Source organism: Streptomyces griseoflavus, assembly GCF_014649995.1.
Taxonomy (GTDB): domain Bacteria; phylum Actinomycetota; class Actinomycetes; order Streptomycetales; family Streptomycetaceae; genus Streptomyces; species Streptomyces griseoflavus.
In genome coordinates, this window is record NZ_BMUC01000011.1 from 141,420 (window position 1) to 164,482 (window position 23,063).

Consider the following 23,063-nt stretch of genomic DNA (forward strand, 5'->3'; position numbering starts at 1 on the left):
CCGGCTCATCCGCCCGCCGCGGGCGGGGAGTGACGCACGTCCACCGGATCGAAGGTGATCCGGGTACGGCCCGTGCCGTCGGCCCACACGACCTCGATCGCCCCGTCCTCGACCAGCACGTCTTCCACGGCGTCCGGCAACGGCGCCGGAGAGGGTTCCGCGGTGAGGGAGGCCAGGGCGACGTGCACGGAGGTGCCCTCGCAGCGGCCGGTGAGGCGCGGGACGCGGGCCCAGGGGGTCCAGGCCGTGCCCTGCGGGGCGCTGACGAGCTCCGGGACCGCACCGTCCCAGCCGTGCAGTCCGTACAGGGCGGAGGTCAGTGACTCCCCGGGGCCGGTGGCCCAGCCGGTGTGGGTGAGCCGGGTCCCCGGCGGCGCCCCCACCACCCGGTGCGCCCGCAGTTCGTGGCGGCCGCGCGCCACGGTGACGCTCTCGACGCGCAGGCCCGGCACCATCGGCGGGCCCGAGGGGAAGACGGGCCGGTGCCAGGAGGCCGCCCAGCCCCAGCCGTCGCCGTGTCCGGCGCCGAGGGGGTGGATGCGGCGGCGCACACTGCGCCGCCCGCCGGACTCCACCGACAGATGGTTGTCGGCGGTGTTCCCCGGTGCGGTGGGACCGGTGCGGGTGGAATAGGCCTGGCGTCCGTAGTGCGGGTCGTCCCCGGCCGCCGACTCGCCCTCGTGCGGGCGCACATGGTCGCTGCCGTGGTTGTGCAGCCGTACGATCCCGTCGGTCCGGGTCGCCTGGAGGAGCAGTCCGGGCGCGGGCAGCGCCAGCACCCGGTCGGCCTCCTCCACGGGCGCGGCCTCCTCGCGCGCCGTCCAGAAGTCGTGTCCGGCGGGGGCGAGCAGCGCGACGAACGCCTTCGACGCCCAGTACGGCGACGCCGGGCCCGAATAGCTCTGCAGTCCGGCCTCGTGCGGCCCGTACCAGCCGAGGCTCAGCAGGCCGTCGGCGGTCAGCGCGCCCCGGTCGAGGAAGTGGCGAAGGCTGCCGCTGGCGACCCGGCGCGAGGCGCCCGGTGTCAGCGGGGTGCTGCCGGTCAGGGCGCCCAGTGAGACGGCCGCCGAGGCGGCGAAGCGGTACGTCAGCGACCGGCCGAAGTGCAGGGGCGCCCCGTCCGCCGCGAACATCAGGGCGTAGCTCTCCAGGTGGGCGCGCAGACGTGCGCCGTGGTGGGCCAGGGCCTCGCCGTCGCCGGCGAGGTGGGCGTCGAGGACCGGGTAGAGGTGCAGGGCCCAGCCGTTGTAGTGGTCGAAGGCGCGTCCGTCCCCGTCGGCGTACCAGCCGTCGCCCCGGTACCAGCTCTCCAGGAGTTCCGCCGCGCGCCGCCGTGCGGCGGCCGTCTCGGCGTCGCCGCGGCCGACGGACTCCAGGAACCCGGCGACCGTGTACGGGAACAGGTACCAGTTGTTGGGCGCCGGGGTGTGCCGCAGCGCGCCCCGCAGCCACTCCTCCGCGCGGTCCCGCACACCGGCGTCGAGCCGTCTCCACAGCCAGGGTGCGGTCAGCCGCAGGCCGAGCGCGACCGAGGTCGCTTCGACCATCGGCTGTCCCCGCACGTCGAAGTCGAGGACCGGCGGCCAGGACTCGGTGTCGTCGCGGCCCGGGTGAGGGTGCCGGCGGCGAGGCCGCCCGCGTAGCGCTCCAGGAGGTTGTGCGGGTCGTGGCCGTCCGCGCCCGCCGTGCGGAACGCGGCGGCGAGGAACGTCCTGGCGTAGCCTTCGAGTCCGTCGGAGCGCACTCCCGAGCGTGAGGGCCGTCCGGGCAGGTCCAGCAGGGCGCCGCCGGGGGTGCTCCAGCGCCAGGCCGCGTCGAGGAGTCCGTCGGCCACCGCCTCCCAGTGGGCGCGGGTGTAACCGGTGCGGGGGCTCAGGGCGCGGTCGTCGGCGGGCAGTGCGAACGGGATGCTCATGCCAGGAAGGCCAGCCTTTCGCGTCGTACCGGGTGGTGGAAGCCCTCGCCGGAGGTCCAGCGCGCGATCTCACGGAGGGCGAGATCCGCGAGGCGGCGCCACTCGTTGCCCTGGGAACCGGCGAGGTGCGGGGTGAGGAGCACGTTGTCGCACCGCCACAACGGGTGGTCGGGCGGCAGCGGTTCGGGGTCGGTCACGTCGAGGACGGCGCGGATCCGTCCGGCCAGCGCGGCGTCGGTGAGGGCGTCCTGGTCGACGACCGCGCCGCGGGCCGTGTTGATCAGTACGGCGTCGGGGCGCATGGAGTCGATCAGGTCACGGCCGACCAGTCCCCGGGTCCCGGGCAGCAGCGGGGTGTGCACGCTCACGGTGTCGCCGCGCCGGAACAGCTCCGCCAACCCGACGCGTTCCACACCGAGTTCCCCGGCCTCGCGGTCGTCGACGTACGGGTCGTGCAGCAGCACCTCGACGTCGTGCGGGCGGAGCAGGTCGATGACCCGGCGGCCGATGAGGGACGCGGACAGGATGCCGACGGTGCGGCCGTGGTTGCCGACGGTGCGGGGGGTGCGCAGCCAGTCCGGCGCGGTGCGCGAGGAGCGGTGGTCCCGCGCCGTCTCCAGGACCCGTTTGCCGGTGAGCAGGATCATGGCGAGGGTGTACTCCGCGACCGGGACGGCGTTGGCCGCGGCCGCCGACGACACCTCGATGCCGCGCTCCCAGCAGGCGTCGGTGACATGGCCGCGGACGCTGCCCGCGGTGTGCACCACGGCCCGGAGCCGGGGCGCCGCCCGCAGCACGTCCGCGGTCAGGGGCGGGCAGCCCCAGCCGGTGACGAGCAGGTCGACGCCGGCGAGCACGGCACGGGCCCGGGACGTGGTCAGGTCGTCCAGCGCCGGGAGCGGCGCCAGGTCGCACAGGGCGGTGAGGGCGGTGAGCGACTCGTCGTCGAGGACCGCCGAGGCGGCGTCCGGGGACATGGCCAGCGCGGCGCGGGGGCGGGACGGGGACTCGGTCATGGTGGTGGGGAACTCCTCGTCAGGGCAGAGTGCCTCCCCGCGGTTCCCGCGCGTACCGGGACACGGCTGTGCGGGACACGACTGTGCGGGACACCGAAATCGTCGGTGTCCGCCCGGCGGACGGTCAATGGACCGTTCAGAGGGAAACGGAGCGGGCGACACCTTCTCCCGGCAGCGCCTCCCCCGGAGCGGGCGACGCCATGGCCCCGGACGCCGTCGTCACCGGGGCCGGGCCGCCGCCCTCCCGCGGGCGGGCTCAGCCGACGGGCACCGGCAGCGCGGGAGTGCGGCCGCCCACCGCGGCGGAGAAGCGGTCCGTGACCGCCGTCAGCGCCTCGGCGGCGGCCGGTGCGACGCTCAGTGCGCCGTCGGGGCCCACCGTGATGTCCTTGTCGAGGGTGAACCAGCCCTGGACGATGTGCGCGGCCCCCATGGACATGAGCACCGGGCGCAGGGCGTAGTCGATGGCGAGCACGTGGGCGGTGGTACCGCCGGTGGCGAGCGGAAGGACGGTCTTGCCCGCCAGGGCGTACTGCGGGAGCAGGTCGAGCAGCGACTTGAGCAGGCCCGAGTAGGCGGCCTTGTAGACGGGTGTGCCGATCACCACGGCGTCCGCCCGCGCGAACAGGGCGGTCGCCTCGACGATCGCCGGATGGCGGAAGTCGGCGCCCAGCAGGGCGTCCGCGGGAAGGGTCCGGACGTCGAGCGGCGTCACGTCGTGGCCCTGCTGCCCGAGCCGGTCGTCGAGGTGGCGCAGGAGCCGTGCGGTGCGGGAGGTGGCGGAGGGGCTGCCGGAGACGGAGAGGATGGTGGCCATGACGGCACCTTTCGGATCGGGGACGGCCGGACCGGCGCCGTCCACCGGCTGTCGGCGGGCGGACCGGCGCCGGCTCGGGGCAGGGGTGCGAGGCCCTTGCCGGGCAGCGGACGCACCGGGCTCGACCGGACGGGGGTGGGAAACGGCGCGGAGAACGCGACAGGGGTGACGCCGGGCCCGGCTCAGCGGCGCGACGGGCCGGCGGGAAGGGCGGTCGCGTGCGGGGAAGACCGGATGCGGCGGGTGTTCAGCGACAGAGGGCGCTGCTGGTGCGCCGCAGGTCCACGTAGCGGCACACCACACCGGGGTGCGTCGTGTGCATGCCCCACATCCTGCGGGCACCTCTCGAGGACTGTCAATGGACCCCCGGTGGCGTCTCGTTCAGCGGGACGACGCACCGTCCGCCGCTTAGCCGCAGGTCGGGGCGGGGCCCGGAGCCGCCCGGCCCTCGGGGGCGGCGGCGACCCGGCCCCGGGCCGGAACCTTCCCCGTGCGACGCGCCCCGGCCCCGGCCGGCGGAGGGTGCGCCGCGGTCAGGTCCCGCGCGCACCTGGCTCACGCGGAGGACCGCCGGTTCGGACGGCGGCGGTGACCTCGACGGACAGGTCGTTGTCGACCGTGTAGTACGGGCGGATCGCCGCGCCGTCGACGGTGACCCCCGGATACACGAAGACGCCCTTGCGGTCGGCCAGGTCGTCCAGGAGGCGGCCGATCCTGACCGGGGGCGCGTCGGCCGCCGGGCGGAGGAAGGCGTCCCAGATCCGGTTGCCGGTCCCCGTGAGCTCTCCGTAGGCGACCGTGAAGGAGAAGGTGCCGCCGCCTTCCCCGGCCGGCCGCGCCGGGACGGTGAGCACCGTGTCCCGGTCGGCTCGCAGCCGCAGCAACACCTTTGCTTCGTCGGCCAGTTCGGCTCCGTGGAGGCGGGCGCGCACCGTCATGGCACCGTCGGCGATGACGAGGGGGCCGGCCTCGGCGTGGGCGGTGCGCAGCCAGGTCCGTATCGCGAGGAAACCGTCCTTGGTCGTGTACGGCACCCGGACGGCCACCGGGGACGGCCGGTCGCGCAGGGCGCCGTCGACGAGTACCCGCACGTCCCGCGGGCCGGGGCGCAGCCGCTCGCGCACGGTGTCCGGACCGGACCGCAGGTACACGTCCCAGCGGCCCTCGGCCAGTCGGGGGTGCGGCTCCAGCACGGCGTGGAACTCCCCTTCGCCGCCTTCGGGTTCGAGGCCGAGGGTGTGGGTCGTCTCCTCGGGGCGGCCCTTCTTCGGGCGCAGTACCAGAACCAGCTCGGGACGCGTGGCCTCGGGCGGTGACAGCCGGAAGGTGATCCGGCCGTCGGCGTCGACGGTGCAGCGGGTGCGCAGGACGGTGCTCACGTGCGTCCCTTCCGTACGGTGCGCAGCGCGCTCGAGGCGGCGGCGCGGGCGAGGTCGCGGGCCGCGTGGCCCCGGCTGACGAGGGTGCGGTGCATCCCGGTCCGTGACGGTGCGCCGGGGCGGTCGCCGCCGCGGGCCTCGATGGCCTCCTGGAGCATGCGTTCGGCCTGGGTGACGACCGGGCCGGGGGCGAAGCGGCGCGCGTTGTGCAGCGCCGCCCGGCCCATGCGGCGGCGCAGTGCGTCGTCGCGGACCAGGCCGAGGAGCGCTTCGGCGAAGGCGGTGCTGTCGCCGACCGGCACCAGCCGGCCGTCCTCACCGTCCTTGATGATCTCCGCGGGGCCGTAGGGGCAGTCGGTGCTCACGAAGGGCAGTCCGCAGCGCATCGCCTCGACGAGGGTCATGCCGAACGGTTCGAAGTCGGAGGCGGCCACGCCGATCGAGCCCTTGACCCACTCGGCTTCCATGGGTGTCGCCGCGCCCATGAGGAAAACGTTGTTCCACAGGCCGAGCCGTTCGATCAGCGCGCGCAGCCGGTCCTGTTCCTCGCCCTTGCCGTAGATGCGCAGCTGCCAGTCCGGGAACTCGGCGGCGACCCGGGCGAACGCCTCGACGATCAGGTCGAACCGCTTGACCGGGACCAGCCGGCCGGCCGCCACCACGACCTTGGCGGTGCCGTCGGCCGTGGGCAGCGCGGGATCGGGGACGCTGTTGGGCAGGGCCTCCACCCGAACCCCGGGCAGCCTCATCTTGCGCCGGTAGGAGGCGGCGTCCGCCTCCGTGACGGTGGTGAGCACGTCGAGCCCGCAGTAGGCGCGGCGCAGCGCGGTGCGCAGTGCGGGCGAATGGTTGTCCAGGGTGAGGTGCTCCTGGCCGACGCGGACGACGTGCCGGGGGGCCTGGAGGGCGAGGTGCACGTTGAGCCCGGGCCGGGTGCCGATCACCACGTCGGCGCCGGTGTCCGCGAGGCTCTCGGCGATCCGCCGGTCCGTCAGTTCGCTGTACTGGCGGTGGCGGTACTCGGCGGCGGGGAACACCTGGGCCGGTCTTCGGTGCAGGGGGTGGTCCTGCTCCCGGCGCAGGTCCACCAGCGCCCGCAATCGCACCCCCGGGTGCGGAGTGAGGTGGGGATGCTCCCGGTGCCGTAACACCGAGACGATCTCCACGTCGTGCCGTTCGGCGAGAGCGCCCGCCAGGTTGAACGTGGTGGTGATCGTGCCCCCTATCCCATAGGCGTTGTGGATCAGAAAGGAAACCTTCATGGCGGTCAAGACCGCACGACCACCTCAGAAGTTGCCCGCTGTTACCACTTTGTGGCGGTGATGATCATGACCGGGCCGCCGGGTCCCCGTGCCCGATCCGCATCCCGGGACGGCGGCGGTGCACGGTGAGATACGTCAGCCCGTCCGGGCCGGCGGCGATGCTCCGGGTGGAGCCGTGCGGGAGCCAGGTCAGGGTGCCGCCGGCGAGGGCGTGCGGGCCGTCGGGGGCGGTGAGGGTTCCGCTGCCGTCGAGGACCAGCAGGAGCACGTCCAGTTCGGGTTCGCGGTGGGTGTCGACCCGGTGCTCCGCCGGGAGGTGTACGACGTTGGCGTCGAGTTGCCGGCCGGACTCCGCGAGCCGCCACAGGGCCCCGGCGGACGCGTCGCCGGCCCCGGCGGCCAGCTCGGCCGTGTCGCACAGGATCCGCGGGAGGAGGAGGTCCGCAGGCGGTGTACCGCTGCCTTCTGACGTCATGAGGTGTCACCGTCCCCTGTGCCCGTACGCGCGGCTGCCCGGGTGCGCCGCGCGGGGACGAACCTAGCACCGCGGGCGGGGGGCGCGGCGGAGCGGTGTCCCGCCGCGTCTCCTCACTGGCGCGTACGGCCCCGGGGGCGGGACGACTTGGGACGCGACGTCCGTCGCGCGGGAGCGGTTCCGGCCGTGTCGGCGCGCCGGCGGAACCGGGTGCGGTGGGCGGCCCGGCCCTCTGTCCCCCGGTTTTCACGCTGTGCGATGATCCTGCCCCCGGGGGACACCGGCGATCCGGCCGTGAGGCCGAGGCCGACGCGGTCTCCCCGACGCGCACGAGAGGAATGAGGGACCGTGACCGCGCAGAGCCCGGACGCCGGCGGACCGCCGGACGAGCACGGCGGTACGCCGTCCGTGCCGGAGGACGTCTGGCAGCGGTTCCTCACCGACACCGAGCACGCCATCCGCGCCACCGCGCCCAAGGAGCCCTCGGCGCACCAGCGCACGGCACCCCAGCGGCCTCCCTCGCGGGACGGCGTACCGGGGGCGGACGACGGCGCCCGGGCACCGGTCGGTGATCTGTGGTGTCCTGACGATCCGTGGGAGGGCCCGTCCTGGCGGGACCTGGACCGCAGGGCCAAACTGCGCCGCGGCGGCCGCGTGGTGGGCACGGCGGCCGCGATCGCCGTGGCGCTGGGCGCGTGGTCGCTGCTGTCCACCGGCGCGGGCACTCCGTCGGAGAGCCCCGGCGGCGACACCGTCCTGCAGCAGTCGGAAGTGACCCCGGCGGACGTCCCGACGGGGGCGCCCGAACCGTCCGGGCCCGGCTCCCCGTCCGGCCCCGCCGTCCGGGCCGGTTGAGGCGTCCCGGCCGCCCCGTGAGGCGACCGGGACACCGCGCGGGGCGGGGATCAGCCGCCCAGTGCCGCGAGGACCACGGCCTTGGCCTCCTCCTGCACCTGGCGGAGGTGCCCGGGTCCCTGGAACGACTCGGCGTAGATCTTGTACACGTCCTCGGTGCCCGACGGGCGGGCGGCGAACCAGGCGCTGTCCGTGGTGACCTTGATGCCGCCGATGGACGCGCCGTTGCCCGGGGCCTCGGTGAGCACCGCGGTGACCGGCTCTCCCGCGAGGGTGTCGGCGGTGACCTGGGCCGGGGAGAGTTTCGCCAGGCGGGCCTTCTCCTCTCGGGTGGCGGGGGCGTCGACGCGCTCGTAGGCGGGCTCGCCGAAGCGGGCGGTGAGCGCCGCGTAGTGCTCGGAGGGCGTCTTGCCGGTGACCGCCGTGATCTCGGAGGCGAGCAGCGCGAGGATGATGCCGTCCTTGTCGGTGGTCCACACCGAGCCGTCCCGGCGCAGGAAGGACGCCCCGGCCGACTCCTCGCCGCCGAAGCCGAGGGAGCCGTCGACCAGACCGTCCACGAACCATTTGAACCCGACGGGCACCTCGACCAGTTCGCGTTTCAGGTCGGCGGCGACCCGGTCGATCATGGCGGAGGACACCAGTGTCTTGCCGACCCCGGCCGCCGCGGGCCACCGCTCGCGGTGCGCGTAGAGGTAGCCGATCGCGGTGGCGAGGTAGTGGTTGGGGTTCATCAGCCCGGCGTCCGGGGTGACGATGCCGTGCCGGTCGGCGTCGGCGTCGTTGCCGGTGGCGATGTCGAAGCGGTCGCGCCGGCCGATGAGGGACGCCATGGCGTACGGCGACGAGCAGTCCATGCGGATCCGGCCGTCCCAGTCCAGGGTCATGAACCGCCAGGTGGGGTCGGTGAGCGGGTTGACCACCGTCAGGTCGAGACGGTGCTGTTCGGCGATCCGGCCCCAGTAGGCGACGGACGCCCCGCCCAGCGGATCGGCGCCGATGCGCACACCGGCCGCGCGGACCGCATCCAGGTCCAGCACGCTGGGCAGGTCCGCGACATACGTGCCGAGGAAGTCGTGGCGGCCGGTCGTGGGCGCGGCGAGCGCGCGGGCGTAGGGGATGCGGCGGACGTCCTGGAGACCGCCGCGGATGATGTCGTTGGCCCGGTCCTGGATCCATCCGGTCGCGTCCGAACCTGCGGGTCCGCCGCTGGGCGGGTTGTACTTGAATCCGCCGTCGGCGGGCGGATTGTGGGACGGGGTGATGACGACGCCGTCGGCGAGGCCCGTGGTGCGGCCCCGGTTGTGGGTGAGGATGGCGTGCGAGACGGCCGGGGTCGGGGTGTAGCCGTCGGCGCTGTCGATGAGCACCGTGACCCCGTTGGCCGCGAACACCTCCAGCGCGGTGACCCGGGCGGGCTCGGAGAGCGCGTGGGTGTCGGCGCCGAGGAACAGCGGACCGTCGGTGCCCTGTCCGGCACGGTACTCGCAGATGGCCTGGCTGGTCGCGGCGATGTGGTCCTCGTTGAACGCGGCCGTCAGGGACGAACCGCGGTGTCCCGACGTCCCGAAGGCGACGCGCTGTCCCGGATCCCCGGGATCGGGGTGCAGCGCGTAGTACGCCGTGACCAGCCGAGCGACGTCGACGAGATCCTCGGGGCCGGCCTGGCCGCCCGCTCGCTCGTGCTGCATGTGCCCACTCCTCCGCATGGGTTGATTCTTCGCTTGCGGAGACATCTTTCCTCTCCGGGGCCGCACCGCGCGAGTGGGCCCGGCCGCGCCGGGCCCGGCTCCGCGTACCGTGGCCGGATCCGTCCGTCCCGGGTCTGTTCCCCTGGCGGGATCAGATCCGCCCGCCGGTCATCCGGGTGAGGGGGCCGTGGGTGTGGCGTTCCGCGCGGCGGCCCACCGCGTAGGAGGCGGCGGTCAGCGCGGTCAGGCCGGCCGCGGCCCCGGCGGCGACGAGCCTGCGGTTGGCGATCACCGTCCAGGCGGTCTTGGCGCCCGCCGCGACCTGTCCCGAGGTGGCGACGACCACGCGGCGGCCCGCCTCGACACCCTTGGCCGCGGTCTGTGCGGCTCCGCTCGCCGCCTGCGCCGCGCGCCCGGCGCCCGACGCGGTCGCCGACGCCGCGTCACTCGCCTTCTCGGCGGCGGTGTCCGCCGCCTTTCCGGCCGGGGCGGTCGCCTTGTCCGCGGCCTGACGCGTCTTGGACGCGGCGGAGCGGGCGGTCGTCGTGGTCTTCTGGTTGGCGTTCTTCTGTTCACTCATGGACACCCGACTTGCCGCTGTCCCCGGCGCCAAACACGCCCTTTCGCACGGGGGTTGCCCGGCCGGTTCCGGGCGCCGTCGGCCAATGCGCCGCGGGGCGGAAGGAGATGTCCACGTGGGCGGTCGTCGCGGCACCGGCGCGGCGGTGGGGTGTACGCCGTTCGCGCGACACCCGTGCCTCTCGGCCCGGGCACAGGGCTGAGTCCGTCCGCAGGGGGTAGGCGAAGAACCGCAGGCATCACAGCGGACCCCCGCGGAGAGGAGCACCCATGCCGAGCATGATGGAGCGCATCAAGCAGTTCGCCAGGAGCCCCCAGGGACGGCGTACGGCCGAACAGGTACGCAGGGCCGCGGCCGACCCTCGGCGCCGGGCCCAGGCGCAGCGTCTGCTGGGCAGGTTCCGCGGCGGTCACCGCTGAGCACCGCCCCTCCCCCGCGCACGGTCCGGCACACCTCGGCCGGGCCGTGCCACCGTGACCGGAAAGGACCACCATGACCGAATCGTCGGTCCGTGCCGTGGGCTGGGCGCGCTCACTGCCGCTGGACAGCGAGGTGAAGGCGGCCCGGGACTGGGCGCGCGGGCACCTGGACGCACTGGGCTGGACCACCACCGCCCCCGACGCGGTGGACGCCGTGCTGCTGACGGTGTCCGAGCTCGTCACCAACGCCCACCGGCACGCCCACAGCAACGCCCAGCTGATCATGACGTGGGACCAGCGGTGTCTGCACATCTCGGTGCACGACACCTCGGCCACACTGCCGGCGCCCCGGGGGCCGAGCACCGAGCGGATCGGAGGGCGCGGCATGTTCCTCGTCGACGCTTTGGCCGACGCGTGGGAGGCGCATCCCTGCCCCCACGGCAAGACCATCACCGCCTGCTTCCACGGGCCCGGGACCGCGGGGCCGGGACAGCACTGACCGGACCCCGTGCGCGGCGGGACCGCCGCCCCGCCGTACGATCGGCCGGTCCGATCCCGCAAGGAGCCCCGCCCGGTGACCGCCGTCCTCCCTCCGCCCCGCACCCCCGCCGTCACGCTCCCGCATCCGCGGCGTCTGACCCGGGAGGAGGACGGTGACCGGTTGCACGCGCTGTTCTGGGCGCCGGGCCCGGGCCGGCGGATGATCAGCAGCGCGGTGCTCGGCGGCGGCATCGGCGAGCGGGCCTGGATCCTGAACGCGCAGGTGTCCCACGGCTACCGGCGCACCGACCCCGACCGGCATCTCGCCGGCCTCGCCTCCGCCGCCGGAGCCCGCGGTCCGGGGGTGGGGCTGATGACGGCGGCGGACGTCTCCGCGTACGCCCACGGACACGACGAGGGCGCGGACGCGTTCGTCACGGCCGGGATCGACGTGCGCGGCTGGGCCGCCGTACCGGGCGCGGGCGGGAGCGCACCGCAGCCGCCCGGCACGATCAACATCGTCGCGGCGGTACCGGTGCCGCTGACCGACTCCGCCCTGGTCAACGCGGTGGCCACGGCCACGGAGGCGAAGGTGCAGGCTCTGGTGGAGACCGGTCACGACTCTTCGGGCACCCCCACCGACGCGGTGTGCGTGATGGCTCTCACACCTGTCCCCGAGGAGGAGGCGCACGCCTTCGCCGGGCCCCGTTCCCTGTGGGGGGCGCGGCTGGCCCGCGCCGTCCACCAGGCCGTGCGGGCGGCCGTGACGGTGCCCTGAGGCCTCCCGTCACGCGCCACCCGGAGGAGCCGGGACCACCCGGAGTGGACGTCGCGTTCCGGGGTACGCAGCCGCCGGCGAGCACGCCGGCGCCCGGGTCGGTTGCTTTCGCGGCGACGGATGAGGGACCGTGGCAGCCGAACGGATTTTCCCGGCAGAGAGGTGGTGGGGTGCGCACGACGCGTGCCTGCGCTTGTGATTCCTTCCCCCGGCTCACCCGCCCACCCGCGCGCCACGGACCTCCGTGAGGGCCCGACGTGGAAGGACGCCCCCTACCCGGTCCTGGTCCTCGGCGCGGACGGCAGGGTCGTGGACCTCAATCCGTCCGCCCGGCAGGTGCTGGCGGACCGTCGCGGGGCAGCGGCAGGGCGCGACGAGGCGCCGTCCTGGCTGGCGGACGCGCACCGGAGCCTGACCGACGGGACCGGCGTCCCGTCGACGACCCCGCGTGCCGCCGGGGAGATCGCCGGCCGGTTCTTCGAGGCGCGCCCCGGCCCGGTCACCGACGGGAGCGCCACCTGGTGGCTGACCGACGTCACCGGCCGCCGCGAGGCGGAGAGGTCCCTGCTCGGCGCCCGCAGGCAGGCCGAGGTCCGTGCCATGGTCTCCAGCACCCTGCTGTCGTCGCTGAACGTGCCGCGCTGCGCCGAGGTGGCCACGCGGACGGCGTCGGAGCACCTCGCCGACGCGGCACTGCTCGTCCTGCCGCCCGTCGGGCGCCGCTACGCGGTGACCCACGCGGTGCGCGGCGGACCCGCCGTGCACACCTCACGTCTGGTCGATCCCCGGGACGTACCGGGGCTGGCCGAGGCGCTCCAGGGGTACCCCCCGGTGCCGGCGCGCTGGATCGATCCCGCCGCCCTTCCCGAGTGGGTGGTGCCGGCGGGCTTCGGCGGAGCGGTCGGCTCCGTCATCGTCGCGGCGCTTCCCGGTCACGGGGTGCCCGCGGGCGCGCTCATCCTGCTCCGCTCCAGCACCGAGCAGGCGTTCGGCCCGGACGAGGAGGAGTTCGCCCGTCTCTTCGCCGCCCGCGCCGGCGCCGCCCTGTCGGCCGCGCGCCTCTACAGCGAGCAGAGCGCGATCACGGCCACGCTCATGCGGGAGCTGCTGCCTCCGACCCTGGAGAACGTGCACGGGGTGGACTACGCGGGGCGCTACCGCGCCGCCAGCGACCACGAGCGGATCGGCGGTGACTTCTACGACGTCCACCCCGGGGCCGACGCCTCGCGGGAGACGTTCGTCGTGCTCGGGGACGTGGCCGGCAAGGGGCTCGAAGCGGCCGTCCTCACCGGGAAGATCCGCAACACGCTGCACGCGCTGCTGCCGCTGGCGTCCGACCACGAGCAGGTCCTCACCCTGCTCAACGGGGCCCTGCTCAGTTCGCACCACACGCGCTTCGCCACCCTGGTGCTGGCCTGCGTCAGGCGTGAGGACGACGGCCGGGTCCGGCTCCGGCTGACCAGCGCGGGACACATGCCACCCCTCATCGTCCGCGCCGACGGACGCGTCGAGGAGGCGGCCACCCACGGCACCCTGGTCGGAGCGCTGCCCTCGGTCTCGGTGCGGACGGCGGAGGAATGGCTCGCCCCCGGCGAGACCTGCCTGCTCTACACCGACGGCATCACCGAGGCGCGGGGCGGCCCCCTGGGCGACGAGCTGTTCGGGGAACACCGGCTGCGGCAGGCCCTGCGGGAATGCGCCGGCATGCCGGGGGAAGCGGTGGTGGAGCGGGTGCAGATGCTGGCCGCGCAGTGGCTGGGCACCGGCAACCACGACGACATGGCCACCGTCGCCATCAGCGCGCCGCGCACGGCCCGCCGGTGAGGTCAGGACCGGCGAGCGGGAACGGCCACGTGAGGAGGACGGTGTGAGCGGGACCCCCCTGTCGGCCGCGGAGCTGCGCGACCGGCTGTGGCAGGCAGTGCTCGAGGGCGGCGAGTACGAGGCCGTCGACGCGATACGCGCCGGGCTCGACGCCGGGTGGGAGGAGGAGGCACTGCTGCTCGACGTCGTCGCGTCGGTGCAGGAGCGGATCGGTGCCGAATGGGCCGCCGACCGGATCACCGTGGCCCAGGAACACGCCGCCACGGCCATCAACGAGCGCGTGATCACCGCCCTTGTCCACCGTCAGCCGGCGAACCGACCCGCCGGCTCGTACCGCGGGCGGGTGACGGTCAGCTGCGTCGACGGCGAGTGGCACGCCTTCCCGGCCCGCCTCGTCGCCGAGGTGCTGCGGCTGCGGGGCTGGCAGGTGGACTACCTGGGCGCCCAGACGCCGACCCCCCATCTCGTCGCCCACCAGCACCGCACCAACTCCGACGCCGTCCTCCTCTCCGGGTCGATCTCCACGCACCTGCCGGCCGCGCACGCGGCGATCACGGCCTGTCAGGCGGTCGGAGTGCCGGTGGTGGCGGGGGGCAGGGCCTTCGGCCCGGACGGCCGGTACGCACGGGCGCTGGGCGCCGACGCATGGGCCCCGGACGCCCGCGGCGCCGCCGCCGCGCTGGAAGCCGGTCTGGCACGCCCCGCGGCGGTCCGCGACACCGTCGACGACCTGCCGCACCTGGCGGACCAGGAGTACACCATGGTCGTCCGGTCCCGCAGCCGCCTGGTCAAGCAGGTGCTGGTGGACCTGGAGAGCGGGTTCCCGGCGCTGCGCGCCTACAGCGACGCGCAGCGGGAGCGGACCGCCGAGGACCTGGTCCACATCATGGACTTCCTGGCCACCGCCCTGTACCTGGACGACGCGGAGGTGTTCACCGGGTTCCTCCGGTGGACCGCCGAGGTGCTCACGGCGCGCGGGGTTCCGGTGCGTTCCCTGCGGTCGGGGCTCGACATCATCGGTGAACAGCTGCACGACTTCCCGCGGGCGCTGCGTCTCGTTCGCGAGGGCGCGGCCGCCCTGCGCGACGGGGCGGCGGCCGGCGCTGTCGGCACCGCGGTATGACCGGGGCGCGTCACGCCGGTGTCCACCCGGTGCGGGACCCCGCGGCGGCCACGCTGACGGTGCGCGTGAGCGGTGAGCTCGACGACACCTGCGGCGCGGAGCTCACCGCCGTCGTGGTGGCGCACCTGAGCGGGCCGGCGCCGTCGCGGGCCGTGCGGCTGGACTTCCGTGAGCTGGTGGGCGTCGACGCGCTGGGGCTGGCCGCGCTGCTCATGATCCGCCGTCACACCAGTGCCGCGCGTGCGGTGCTGCACCTGGACAACCGGCCCGCGGCCCTCGAACGCCTCCTGCGCCAGACCAATGTCCTGGACCATCTCACCGCCGCGGACCCCGCGGAGACGCTGCCGGTCCCGTCGGGCTCCGGTGAGGTCTCCGGCCCCTGCGGGGGGTAGCCCGGCCGGCGTGTCACCGGGCGGGCCCGCTCCCGCTGCGGGGGCGGCGGCCGACGAACGTGTGGGTGATGCCCGTCTGCCATCCCGGCATCGGCAGGGCGCGCACCGCGTCGAAGCCCGCCTCGCGCACCCGGGCGGCGAAACGGCCCGCGGTGTCGAACTCCAGGACGCTGCGCCGCAGATGGCGGTACAGCTCGCCGTCGCCGAGCGCGGTGGCGGCCGGCTGGACGATGCCTCGGGAGACCAGGTTCCACACCAGGCGGTCCGAACGCCGGCCGCCGAGGGTGTATTCGTGCACGCCGAGCCGCCCGCCGGGGGCCAGCAGCCGGCGCGCGGTGGTGAGGACCGCGTCGGGGTCGGCCACGTTGCGCAGCAGGTAGGCCGCGAACACCGCGTCGAACGGGCCGCGTACTCCGGCCCCCTCCAGTGCCTCCGCCGGTGCCCGGAGGAAGGTCACCCGGTCCGGCCAGGATTTGGCCGCGGCCCGTTCGAGCATGCCGGCGGAGGCGTCCACGCCGACGATGCGCGCGCCGGGCAGTACGGCGGCGAGCGCGGCGGTCGACGCGCCGGTGCCGCAGCCGAGGTCCAGGACGCGCAGTCCCTCACCGCGTCGCGGGAGCCCCAGGCGGCGTGCCGAGCGGCGCAGGTGGGCGTGGTAGCCGGGGTTGGCGGCCACCAGGGCGTCGTAACTGCGGGACGCGTGGTCGAACGCGGTGGCGAGACGGCCGTCGCGCAGCAGGATCATGCGGTCTCCTGGGGCGGTGGGGCGGGCGGGCGCCGGTGGCCCGGGGCGGTCGGACGGGCGGGCGCGGGGCCCGCGGACCGTGTTCCCCCTCGCGAGGGCCGGGCCCCAGCTGCCGGGCGGGAGCGGCCGGATCACCGGGCGGGGCGGGAAGGGGCGCGGTCGGCGGCGCCGCCGGCGCCCAGGAGGCCGGTGTGGCGCAGGGGGTCCCGGGCTTCCAGGCGGGCCAGCCTCGGGCGGGTCGCGCGCAGCACCACCGGCGGGAGCGTGGTGCGCGCCGCCTGTGCCAGACGCAGCCAGCGCGGTGCGTAGACGGCCCTGCGCCGGTGCTCCACGGCCTCCCCGAGCCGGACGGCGACCTCGTCCACGGGGTGCAGCCGCCTGGCCGGCGGCGGCATCCGGCCGCGCAGCTCCCGCAGGACGGGGTAGCGGTCCGCGTCGCGGATCATGTCGGTGTCGGTCCAGCTCAGGTAGCCGATGCCGACGGCCACGCCGCGGTGCGCCACTTCCGCGCGCAGGGCGTGGGCGAAGGCCTCGGCGCCCGCCTTGGAGGCGCAGTAGGCGCTCATCATCGGCGCGGCGCCGATCGAGGCCAGCGAGGCGACCTGGAGGTAGTAGCCCTTCATGGCCATGAGGTCCGGGAGGAAGGCACGGGCCGTGGCCGCGCTGCCCGTCAGGTTGACGTCGATCACGCGTCGCCACACCCGCGGGTCGGAGGTGGCGAACGGGCCGCCCTCGGCGACGCCGGCGTTGGCGACGACGGCGGAGGGGGCCCCGAGGCGGGTCCTGACCAGTTCGGCGGCCGCGTCCAGCGCGGCATCGTCGGTGACGTCGACCTCGTGTGCCAGTGCCGTCGTGGGCAGGCCGGCGGCCACCGCCTCCAGCAGGGTCCTCTCGTGACCGAGGAGAGCGACACGGGCACCGCGCCGGGCCAGGTCGCGGGCCAGTGCCGCGCCGATGCCCCGCGCCGCGCCCGTCACGACGACGGTGCGGCCGTGCAGCGGGGCGGGGCTCCTCATCGGGCGTCCCCGTCGCGGGGCTCCGGGGCGGAGCCGGGGCGGGCCGTGTGGTCGGGGTGACCGGTCGTGCGGCGGGACTCCTTCATCTCGGCCTCGTACAAGTGGTCCCGGCCGTCGGCGAGCTCCTCGACGGCGCCCTGCTCGATCTCCTTGAAGGGCCGGTAGTAGGTGGTGTCGTAGGCCTCGACGATCTGGAACGTCCAGTGGCCCGGGATGACGTTGCGGCCGAGGACCTGGGTGCGCACCGTCTCGGCCCAGTCGGCGTGTCCGGCCTTGTGCAGCAGTTCGACCGCGCGGTCGAGTTCGAGATCGGCGGTGCCGGTGAGCTGGTGGAAGCTGTAGAGGTGTCCCCGGGCGCGCTCGGTGGTCTCCAGGGCCTTCGACAGCGATCCGAGCGCCTCCACCGTCTCGTCGCTGACGCCTTCGGGGCGCCGGTGGGCGCGGTCGGGGCCGTCGTGGTGTGCGGTCATCGTCTCGTCTCCGCCTGTGCTCGATGGTGTTCCGGGGCCGGTGCGCCGGTCATCCGCCGTCGGCCGGTCCGCCCGTGTCCGGCTGCCTGCGGCCCGTGCGGTCGCGGTGGGCCAGCAGGCGCTGGATCCCGGTCAGGGCCGGCGCCAGTGGCCGGCGCAGGGCGGCGCGGGCCGCGTTGGCGCCCGGCGCGCCGTGCACGCCGCCGCCCGGGTGCGCGCCGGCGGAGGCCAGGTACAGGCCCTTGACGGGGGTCTCGGGACGCCCGGCGCCGGGGGACGGGCGGAAGAACAGCTGCTGGTGCATGGCCGCGGTGCCGCCGTTGATGGCGCCGCCGTGCAGGTTCCGGTCGAGGGCCTGGAGGGTGGGCGGGGCCAGGACGCGCCGGGCCCGGATGCGGGCCCGGAAGCCGGGGGCGAAGCGTTCCACCTGGCGTTCGACGCGGTCGGCCATGATCTCCTGCTCCTTGGCGTCCCAGGTGCCCGTGAGGGCGTCCCCGCCGGCGTCGCCCACGACGTCGTGGGGCACGTGGGTGTACGCCCAGGCGGACTCGGTGCCCCGGGGTGAGCGGGAGGCGTCGGAGGTCGTCATCTGGCCGAACAGGCTGAAGGGCCGGTCCGGGACGTGGCGGGTGGCGAGCTGGGCCGCGAAGCGGGTGAGTTCGTCGATTCCGTCCGCGAGGTGGACGGTGCCGGCGCCCGCGGCCTGCTCGCAGGTCCAGGGGACCGGCCCGTCGAGCGCCCAGTCGACCTTGAAGGTGGCGAAGTCCCACTGGAAGCGCCGCAGGTCGGCCAGCAACTGGGCGGGCAGGTGCTCGGGGCCGACGAGTTCCCCGTACAGGGCGGGGACGGCCACGTCGGCGAGGACAGCGCGGTCGGCCGCGACCGTCTCGCCGCCCGCCGTGCGCACCCCGGTGGCCCGGCCGTCGCGCACCACCACCCGCTCGACGCGCTGCCCGCAGCGCAGCACTCCGCCGAGCGTCTCCAGGCGCCGCACCAGAGCCCGGGTGAGCGCTCCGGAGCCGCCGGCGGGCACCGGGAAGCCGTAGGTCTGTCCGAGCATCGACATCAGCCAGCCGAAGCCGCCGCTGCCCGCGGCCTCCGGCGCCAGGTCGGCGTGGAGGGCGTTGCCGGCCAGCAGCAGTCCGCCCCCTTCGCCCCGGAACTCCTCCTCCGCCATGCGGCGCACGGGCAGGACGAGGGTGCGGGCCATGCGCAGCCCTCCCGTGCCGCGCAGCCGCAGGGCCAGCCGGGCGCCGGAGCGGACGGGCGGGAACGGGGTGAACAGGGCGTCCAGCAGGTCGGGCCGCAGGGTCTCCCACACGTCGTGCAGCCGGTGCCAGGCCGCGCCGTCGCCGGGCGCGAAGGCGTCCAGCGAGTCGGCGGTGACGTCGACACGGCGGTCGAGCACCGCGCACCGGCCGTCGCTGAGCGGGTGGGCGACGACGTGCGGGGCGTGGCTCCAGCGCAGGCCGTGGCGCTCCAGGTGCAGCCCGGAGACGACCGGGGAGGCGGCCGCCAGCGGGTAGAAGGAGCTGCAGAGGTCGCTCACGAAGTCGGGCTCGACGCCCCGGTCGTGACGGACGGCGCCGCCGGGCTCCGGCTGCTCCTCCAGCACCTCCACGCTCCAGCCGGCGTCGGCGAGCAGGTTCGCCGCGACCAGTCCGTTGGGTCCGGCCCCGATCACCACGGCGTCAGGCACGGGCGCCTCCCGTGCCGGAGTGCGGGGGGACGACCTGGCCCATGGGGCGGCGTCGCTCCGCCTCCTCGGCCTCGGCCTCGCAGAGTTCCGCCAGGCGGGCGAGCATGGCCCGGTGGCGGATCTGGATCAGTGCCTCCACGGCCACGTTGTGCAGGCGGCCTCCGGCACCCCGCAGCGGGTGCTCATCCACCTTCACCAGGGTGTGGTCCCCCCAGGTGTGCACCTCGATGCCGATGCGGGCCGTGCCGAGCGGCCCCGCCTTGGCCTCGAGTTCCAGGACCTCGCCGGGTACGCAGCGCCGGACGACGGTCTCATTGTGCAGGGCGACGGGTCCGAGGCGGATCTCGTAGCCGATCGCGGATCCGAGCTGCGGCCAGTGTCCGCGCACCGGCTCCGACGACGAGGTCCCCACGACCCAGTCGGCGTACCGAGTGCCGTCCTCGAGCACGGCCCACACGGACCGCGGGCTCGCTTTGATCAGACGATGACGAACCGCCACTTCGACCTCCCGTGTCCCGGACCGGCGCCGGCCAGCACTGAGTGCCCCCTGCGTGCCGTCTCAACCGGCCGGGACGTGAAGAAGGGTCCGTCCGGGTCAGGCGGATTCGCGGGCCGGGGCCAGCGCCCAGCGGATGCCCGCGGTGACGGCGGTGCCGAGCGGGCGCACGCACACGCTCTCGGCCGCGGGAGCGCGGGGCAGCCACAGGGCCCGGGAGGCCCACCCGGGCAGGAGGGACACCGCGTTGGCGGCGAGGACGCCGTAGGGCAGCCGGGCGAGCAGCGGGACGGGCGGGTTGAGCAGCAGGAAGCGGGCGGTGGCGCGCGCCTCGGGGGTGGCGCGCAGCTCGGGACGGTAGGCGGCCAGCCGCTCGTCGAGACCGGCACGGTCCACCGGCGGGTCCGGCACGCCGAGGGCGGTGGCGATGCGGGCCATGTCGGCGACGTACCCGTCGCAGCCCTCCTCGTCCAGGGGGCGGGCTCCGTAGCGCTGGTGGGCGCGCAGGAAGCAGTCGACCTCCGCGACGTGCACCCAGCACAGCAGACGGGGGTCGGAGGCCCGGTACTCCTGACCGTCGGCGGTGGTGCCGCGCACCGTCTCGTGGACGGCCCGCACCCGGTCGACGGCCCGCTGGGCGCTGTCGGCGGTGCCGTAGGTGGTGACGGCGAGGAACGTACTGGTCCGCTGGAGGCGCCCCCAGGGATCGCCGCGGAACCCGGAGTGGCCGGCGACGGCGGCCATCGCCAGGGGGTGGAGCGACTGGAGCAGCAGGGCCGACAGACCACCGATGAACATCGACGCGTCGCCGTGGACCCTCCTCACCGGCCGCTCGGGGCCGAACCAGCGCGGGCCCGGCGTGCCGTGGATGCGCGCGCGGTTGCCGGGGCCGTCCGGTCCGGCCACCCTGGAGAAGATCGCGTGACCGATCCGGTCGCGCAGCGCGGTGCCGCCTTCCGTCAGCAGTCCCATGACTCGCTCCGCCCTCTTCGCGCCCACGACGGCCGCGGACGCCCATGGCTTACGTCTGCCCGCGCCCCCCGGGTGTCCACACCGCTCAGGGGACGTCGCCCCACCAGTCGTACACCCTGCCGCCGGGGTCCCGGGGCACGTACACCGAGCGTCCTCCCGCCCCGTAGCGGCCTATCTCGGTGGGCAGGTGGACGCCGTCCACCGGCTCCGTCCCGTCGCTGCCGGTGACGTCCAGCAGCAGCCCGTCCAGCGGCCCGCCGGCCAGCTCCGCGTACGACCGCCCCGCGCGCGGCCCCGGGTCGTCGTGGTCCGCCCCGTAGACCCGTCCGCGCATGAACTCCAGCTCGTCCATACCGGCAGGGTGGCATCCGCCACTGACAACCGGTGCTAGGCCTCCGGCACGCAGACTTCCCGGTCGGGCGTCCGCGGGCCGGTGGTGTCCGTCTCCCACGGTGCCGGCGCCCGGCCTTCGCTCCAGGCGAGCAGGTCCTCACGCGGGACGCAGACGATGCCGCACTGCGCGGCGTACTCCTCGGCCGGGGCGGTGAACTCGCTGGTGGTGACGACGAGGGCCACGTCCGCCTCGTGGACGGTGTAGCAGGTGCCGCCGAAGCGCTGGAGGTCCTGCGAGCCGACCTTGTTGTCGTCGCTGTAGCGCTTGCACTGGATGACGATGCGGCGGCCGTCGGGGGCCAGCGCGAGCACGTCGGCCCCGAGGTCGCCGGCGCCGCCGACCACCTCCACCCGCGCGCATCCGTCGCGCACGCACAGGGCGGCGGTCGCCTCCTCGAACTCCTCCGGGCTCAGGGCGTCGAAGTCGTACGCGGGCGGCGCGTCGTCGGCGCGGGCCCCGGCCGCCGGCACGGGTGCGGGGGCCGGCGGTGGTGCGTCCAGGGCGTCGAGCGCCGTGTTCGTCGCCCGGTGCAGTGCCTCGCCCGTCCGGCGGGCTATTCGGGCGGCGGACAGCCGCCTCCTGCGCCGGTGGGCCAGCAGGGCGGCGACGGCCACGCAGAGCAGGATCGTGACCCACACGGGGCGCCGCTGCGCGGCGCCGGCCAGCGCGCGCACCGCGAAGCCGGCCGCGACCAGGGCCGTGGCGAGCAGTGCGAAGAACATGGCGGTCGCACGCAGGTCGAAGCGCCTCCGGCGGTACAGCGGACGCGTACGGCGCTGTGGCATGGTCACCGTGATGGTTCCCTTCTCTGGCAGCCGGCACGGCGTGCCCCCGGACCGTGCGGGGCCGCCGAAGATCACGTACGCCGTGTGCCCGGGATCGGTTCGTTCACCTGCGTGCCGCGTATGCGCGCGGGGTAGGTGGGCTGTGTGCCGGTGGCGCGATCAAGGAGGCGGACGGTGGACTGGCGGGGATTCGCTCAGCAGATGGCATCGATGGCCCGTGACCTCCTGGCCGAGCACACGCTCGACGCGACGCTGGAGCAGATCACGCGTTCCGCCGTGGACCTCGTCGACGGCTGCGACGCCTCCGGGATCCTCGTCCTGCGGGCGGGCCGGGTGAGTTCGCTGGCCCCCACCGAACAGCTCGTGACCGACAGCGACCGGCTCCAGGAGAGTCTGGGGGAAGGGCCGTGCTTCGACGCGGCCCGGCCGGACCGGTCCGAGCGGATCTTCCGGATCACCGACTTCACCGAGGAGCCGCAGCGCTGGCGGGCGTTCGTGCCCCGCTGCCGTGAGCTGGGGGTCGGCAGCATGATGGGCTTCCTGCTGTACACGCGGGAGGAGGAGCTGGGGGCGCTCAACATGTACTCCCGCAAGCCCGGGACGTTCACCGAGGACAGCGAGACGGCGGGCTGGCTGCTGGCCTCCCACGCGGCGGTCGCCTTCTCCACCGCCGTGACCGACGCCCAGTTGCAGGAGGCCATCGCCACCCGGCATCTGATCGGGGAGGCGATGGGCATCCTGATGGGACGGCATCACATCACGGAGGACCAGGCCTTCGACATCCTGCGCACGCAGTCCCAGCGCACCAACACCAAGCTGCGTGAGGTGGCGCGCCGGGTCTGCGAGACCGGCACCGCGGAGAAGTGAGCGCGGGCCGCGGCGGGGTGTGGGCCGGTCAGCCGCCGGCCGTCCAGGTGTGGGCGACGTCGACGACGAGACGGCCGGGAAGTTCGAGGACCCGGAACGGCAGCCGGGCGCGCACGCCGAGGCCGATCTGTGTCTCGCCCTCGAAGCTGCCGGCGAACCGGGCGTCCCTGAACGTGCGGTACCCGGTGAGGTTCACGCCGGGCAGGGGGTGTCCGGCGCGCGCGGGGTAGGTGGGCTCGCCGGTCTCCGGGGCGTAGGACGGCGCGGCCACCCGCACCTCGAGGACGGCGCCGCCGGCGACGGGGATGTGCCGGCCCGAGCCGTCCTGGTACAGACGGTCGACGTACCGCACGGAGTAGCCGAGGTCGCCGCTCGCGGCGCCGGGGACGTCGACGACCATCCGGTCGAAGCAGTCGTGCCTGCCGGTCCTGATGTCGCTGAGCGGTGTGGCGGTGCTGTCGCTGTCGGACTTGGCGCCGCTGCCCCAGCCGGTGGGGCAGGTCACCGCGGCCCGGGCGGGCGCCGCCGTGGCGGCCGCGGCCGGTACCGCTCCCGCCGCCAGTACCACGCCCGCGAGTGCGACCGTCGCGCAGATTGTTCTTGCTTGAAGCAT

At 75.1% G+C, this 23,063-nt stretch carries 24 protein-coding genes and 1 pseudogene; 8 read left to right on the plus strand and 17 right to left on the minus strand.

Annotation, left to right across the window (positions count from 1 at the left end; all coding sequences use genetic code 11):
* Positions 1-5 precede the first annotated feature (5 nt).
* From IE172_RS23115 to IE172_RS23140, 6 genes and pseudogenes are all read right to left on the minus strand, one after another.
* Positions 6-1,915: pseudogene (locus tag IE172_RS23115) on the minus strand (DUF2264 domain-containing protein).
* Positions 1,912-2,931 (minus strand): hydroxyacid dehydrogenase, encoded by a 1,020-nt coding sequence (locus tag IE172_RS23120; protein ID WP_190099208.1) that lies wholly within the window; start codon positions 2,929-2,931, stop codon positions 1,912-1,914. The pseudogene IE172_RS23115 and the gene IE172_RS23120 overlap by 4 nt, the downstream one beginning before the upstream one ends.
* 256 nt (positions 2,932-3,187) lie before the next feature.
* Positions 3,188-3,748: an NADPH-dependent FMN reductase gene (ssuE, locus tag IE172_RS23125; protein WP_190099209.1), complete on the minus strand. Its 561-nt coding sequence runs from the start codon at positions 3,746-3,748 to the stop codon at positions 3,188-3,190.
* 533 nt (positions 3,749-4,281) lie between these two features.
* Positions 4,282-5,127 carry a transferase gene (locus tag IE172_RS23130; RefSeq protein ID WP_190099210.1) on the minus strand — a complete coding sequence of 282 codons (846 nt, stop codon included), beginning with the start codon at positions 5,125-5,127 and terminating at the stop codon, positions 4,282-4,284.
* Positions 5,124-6,389: a glycosyltransferase family 4 protein gene (locus tag IE172_RS23135; RefSeq protein ID WP_190099211.1), complete on the minus strand. Its 1,266-nt coding sequence runs from the start codon at positions 6,387-6,389 to the stop codon at positions 5,124-5,126. The genes IE172_RS23130 and IE172_RS23135 overlap by 4 nt, the downstream gene beginning before the upstream one ends.
* A gap of 64 nt (positions 6,390-6,453) precedes the next feature.
* A complete protein-coding gene (locus IE172_RS23140; protein WP_190099212.1) occupies positions 6,454-6,864 on the minus strand; it encodes a hypothetical protein in 411 nt (136 codons plus the stop codon).
* Between the two features lie 348 nt (positions 6,865-7,212).
* Between IE172_RS23140 and IE172_RS23145 the strand changes: the two genes are divergently transcribed.
* Positions 7,213-7,719, plus strand: coding sequence for a hypothetical protein (locus tag IE172_RS23145; RefSeq protein WP_190099213.1), 507 nt, complete (start codon positions 7,213-7,215; stop codon positions 7,717-7,719).
* 50 nt (positions 7,720-7,769) lie between these two features.
* Here IE172_RS23145 and pgm read toward each other — a convergent pair whose 3' ends face one another.
* Both pgm and IE172_RS23155 read right to left on the minus strand, forming a co-directional pair.
* Positions 7,770-9,410 (minus strand): phosphoglucomutase (alpha-D-glucose-1,6-bisphosphate-dependent), encoded by a 1,641-nt coding sequence (gene pgm, locus IE172_RS23150; protein WP_190099214.1) that lies wholly within the window; start codon positions 9,408-9,410, stop codon positions 7,770-7,772.
* 151 nt (positions 9,411-9,561) lie between these two features.
* Positions 9,562-9,990, minus strand: coding sequence for a hypothetical protein (locus IE172_RS23155; protein WP_190099215.1), 429 nt, complete (start codon positions 9,988-9,990; stop codon positions 9,562-9,564).
* 269 nt (positions 9,991-10,259) lie between these two features.
* Here IE172_RS23155 and IE172_RS23160 point away from each other — a divergent pair, with 269 nt between their 5' ends.
* From IE172_RS23160 to IE172_RS23185, 6 genes are all read left to right on the plus strand, one after another.
* Entirely contained in the window at positions 10,260-10,409 is a 150-nt protein-coding gene (locus IE172_RS23160; protein ID WP_163013459.1) for a hypothetical protein, read from the plus strand.
* Between the two features lie 73 nt (positions 10,410-10,482).
* Positions 10,483-10,908 (plus strand): ATP-binding protein, encoded by a 426-nt coding sequence (locus tag IE172_RS23165; protein ID WP_190099216.1) that lies wholly within the window; start codon positions 10,483-10,485, stop codon positions 10,906-10,908.
* Between the two features lie 75 nt (positions 10,909-10,983).
* Positions 10,984-11,667: an adenosylcobinamide amidohydrolase gene (locus IE172_RS23170; protein WP_229886283.1), complete on the plus strand. Its 684-nt coding sequence runs from the start codon at positions 10,984-10,986 to the stop codon at positions 11,665-11,667.
* Between the two features lie 183 nt (positions 11,668-11,850).
* Positions 11,851-13,491 (plus strand): PP2C family protein-serine/threonine phosphatase, encoded by a 1,641-nt coding sequence (locus tag IE172_RS23175; protein ID WP_229886285.1) that lies wholly within the window; start codon positions 11,851-11,853, stop codon positions 13,489-13,491.
* A 43-nt stretch (positions 13,492-13,534) separates the two neighbouring features.
* Positions 13,535-14,614 carry a cobalamin B12-binding domain-containing protein gene (locus tag IE172_RS23180; protein WP_190099218.1) on the plus strand — a complete coding sequence of 360 codons (1,080 nt, stop codon included), beginning with the start codon at positions 13,535-13,537 and terminating at the stop codon, positions 14,612-14,614.
* Positions 14,611-15,006, plus strand: a complete 396-nt coding sequence (locus IE172_RS23185) for an STAS domain-containing protein (protein WP_190099219.1) — start codon at positions 14,611-14,613, stop codon at positions 15,004-15,006. The genes IE172_RS23180 and IE172_RS23185 overlap by 4 nt, the downstream gene beginning before the upstream one ends.
* A gap of 13 nt (positions 15,007-15,019) precedes the next feature.
* On the opposite strand, the gene IE172_RS23190 is transcribed toward IE172_RS23185, so the two are convergent.
* From IE172_RS23190 to IE172_RS23225, 8 genes are all read right to left on the minus strand, one after another.
* Positions 15,020-15,751: a class I SAM-dependent methyltransferase gene (locus IE172_RS23190; RefSeq protein ID WP_190099220.1), complete on the minus strand. Its 732-nt coding sequence runs from the start codon at positions 15,749-15,751 to the stop codon at positions 15,020-15,022.
* A 131-nt stretch (positions 15,752-15,882) separates the two neighbouring features.
* Positions 15,883-16,767 carry an SDR family oxidoreductase gene (locus tag IE172_RS23195; protein ID WP_190099221.1) on the minus strand — a complete coding sequence of 295 codons (885 nt, stop codon included), beginning with the start codon at positions 16,765-16,767 and terminating at the stop codon, positions 15,883-15,885.
* Positions 16,764-17,237, minus strand: coding sequence for a hypothetical protein (locus tag IE172_RS23200; protein WP_190099222.1), 474 nt, complete (start codon positions 17,235-17,237; stop codon positions 16,764-16,766). The genes IE172_RS23195 and IE172_RS23200 overlap by 4 nt, the downstream gene beginning before the upstream one ends.
* A gap of 49 nt (positions 17,238-17,286) precedes the next feature.
* A complete protein-coding gene (locus tag IE172_RS23205; RefSeq protein ID WP_190099223.1) occupies positions 17,287-18,936 on the minus strand; it encodes a phytoene desaturase family protein in 1,650 nt (549 codons plus the stop codon).
* On the minus strand, positions 18,929-19,435 hold the full coding sequence (locus IE172_RS23210) for an SRPBCC family protein (RefSeq protein WP_190099224.1): 507 nt from the start codon (positions 19,433-19,435) through the stop codon (positions 18,929-18,931). Before IE172_RS23210 ends, IE172_RS23205 begins: the two co-directional genes overlap by 8 nt.
* A 96-nt stretch (positions 19,436-19,531) precedes the next feature.
* On the minus strand, positions 19,532-20,404 hold the full coding sequence (locus IE172_RS23215; protein ID WP_190099225.1) for an oxygenase MpaB family protein: 873 nt from the start codon (positions 20,402-20,404) through the stop codon (positions 19,532-19,534).
* 85 nt (positions 20,405-20,489) lie between these two features.
* Entirely contained in the window at positions 20,490-20,756 is a 267-nt protein-coding gene (locus IE172_RS23220; RefSeq protein ID WP_190099226.1) for a hypothetical protein, read from the minus strand.
* A gap of 35 nt (positions 20,757-20,791) precedes the next feature.
* A complete protein-coding gene (locus IE172_RS23225; RefSeq protein ID WP_229886287.1) occupies positions 20,792-21,589 on the minus strand; it encodes a restriction endonuclease in 798 nt (265 codons plus the stop codon).
* Between the two features lie 168 nt (positions 21,590-21,757).
* Here IE172_RS23225 and IE172_RS23230 point away from each other — a divergent pair, with 168 nt between their 5' ends.
* Positions 21,758-22,450, plus strand: a complete 693-nt coding sequence (locus IE172_RS23230) for a GAF and ANTAR domain-containing protein (protein WP_229886289.1) — start codon at positions 21,758-21,760, stop codon at positions 22,448-22,450.
* 28 nt (positions 22,451-22,478) lie between these two features.
* Here IE172_RS23230 and IE172_RS23235 read toward each other — a convergent pair whose 3' ends face one another.
* Positions 22,479-23,063, minus strand: a complete 585-nt coding sequence (locus tag IE172_RS23235) for an AMIN-like domain-containing (lipo)protein (protein WP_229886291.1) — start codon at positions 23,061-23,063, stop codon at positions 22,479-22,481.

Excerpts from the sequence above, each read along its gene's own strand:
- IE172_RS23120 (WP_190099208.1), bottom strand. The coding sequence starts at position 2,931 with ATGACCGAGTCCCCGTCCCGCCCCCGCGCCGCGCTGGCCATGTCCCCG.
- ssuE (WP_190099209.1), bottom strand. The coding sequence starts at position 3,748 with ATGGCCACCATCCTCTCCGTCTCCGGCAGCCCCTCCGCCACCTCCCGC.
- IE172_RS23135 (WP_190099211.1), bottom strand. The coding sequence starts at position 6,389 with ATGAAGGTTTCCTTTCTGATCCACAACGCCTATGGGATAGGGGGCACG.
- IE172_RS23140 (WP_190099212.1), bottom strand. The coding sequence starts at position 6,864 with ATGACGTCAGAAGGCAGCGGTACACCGCCTGCGGACCTCCTCCTCCCG.
- pgm (WP_190099214.1), bottom strand. The coding sequence starts at position 9,410 with ATGCAGCACGAGCGAGCGGGCGGCCAGGCCGGCCCCGAGGATCTCGTC.
- IE172_RS23155 (WP_190099215.1), bottom strand. The coding sequence starts at position 9,990 with ATGAGTGAACAGAAGAACGCCAACCAGAAGACCACGACGACCGCCCGC.
- IE172_RS23160 (WP_163013459.1), top strand. The coding sequence starts at position 10,260 with ATGCCGAGCATGATGGAGCGCATCAAGCAGTTCGCCAGGAGCCCCCAG.
- IE172_RS23165 (WP_190099216.1), top strand. The coding sequence starts at position 10,483 with ATGACCGAATCGTCGGTCCGTGCCGTGGGCTGGGCGCGCTCACTGCCG.
- IE172_RS23185 (WP_190099219.1), top strand. The coding sequence starts at position 14,611 with ATGACCGGGGCGCGTCACGCCGGTGTCCACCCGGTGCGGGACCCCGCG.
- IE172_RS23190 (WP_190099220.1), bottom strand. The coding sequence starts at position 15,751 with ATGATCCTGCTGCGCGACGGCCGTCTCGCCACCGCGTTCGACCACGCG.
- IE172_RS23195 (WP_190099221.1), bottom strand. The coding sequence starts at position 16,767 with ATGAGGAGCCCCGCCCCGCTGCACGGCCGCACCGTCGTCGTGACGGGC.
- IE172_RS23200 (WP_190099222.1), bottom strand. The coding sequence starts at position 17,237 with ATGACCGCACACCACGACGGCCCCGACCGCGCCCACCGGCGCCCCGAA.
- IE172_RS23215 (WP_190099225.1), bottom strand. The coding sequence starts at position 20,404 with ATGGGACTGCTGACGGAAGGCGGCACCGCGCTGCGCGACCGGATCGGT.
- IE172_RS23220 (WP_190099226.1), bottom strand. The coding sequence starts at position 20,756 with ATGGACGAGCTGGAGTTCATGCGCGGACGGGTCTACGGGGCGGACCAC.
- IE172_RS23235 (WP_229886291.1), bottom strand. The coding sequence starts at position 23,063 with ATGCTTCAAGCAAGAACAATCTGCGCGACGGTCGCACTCGCGGGCGTG.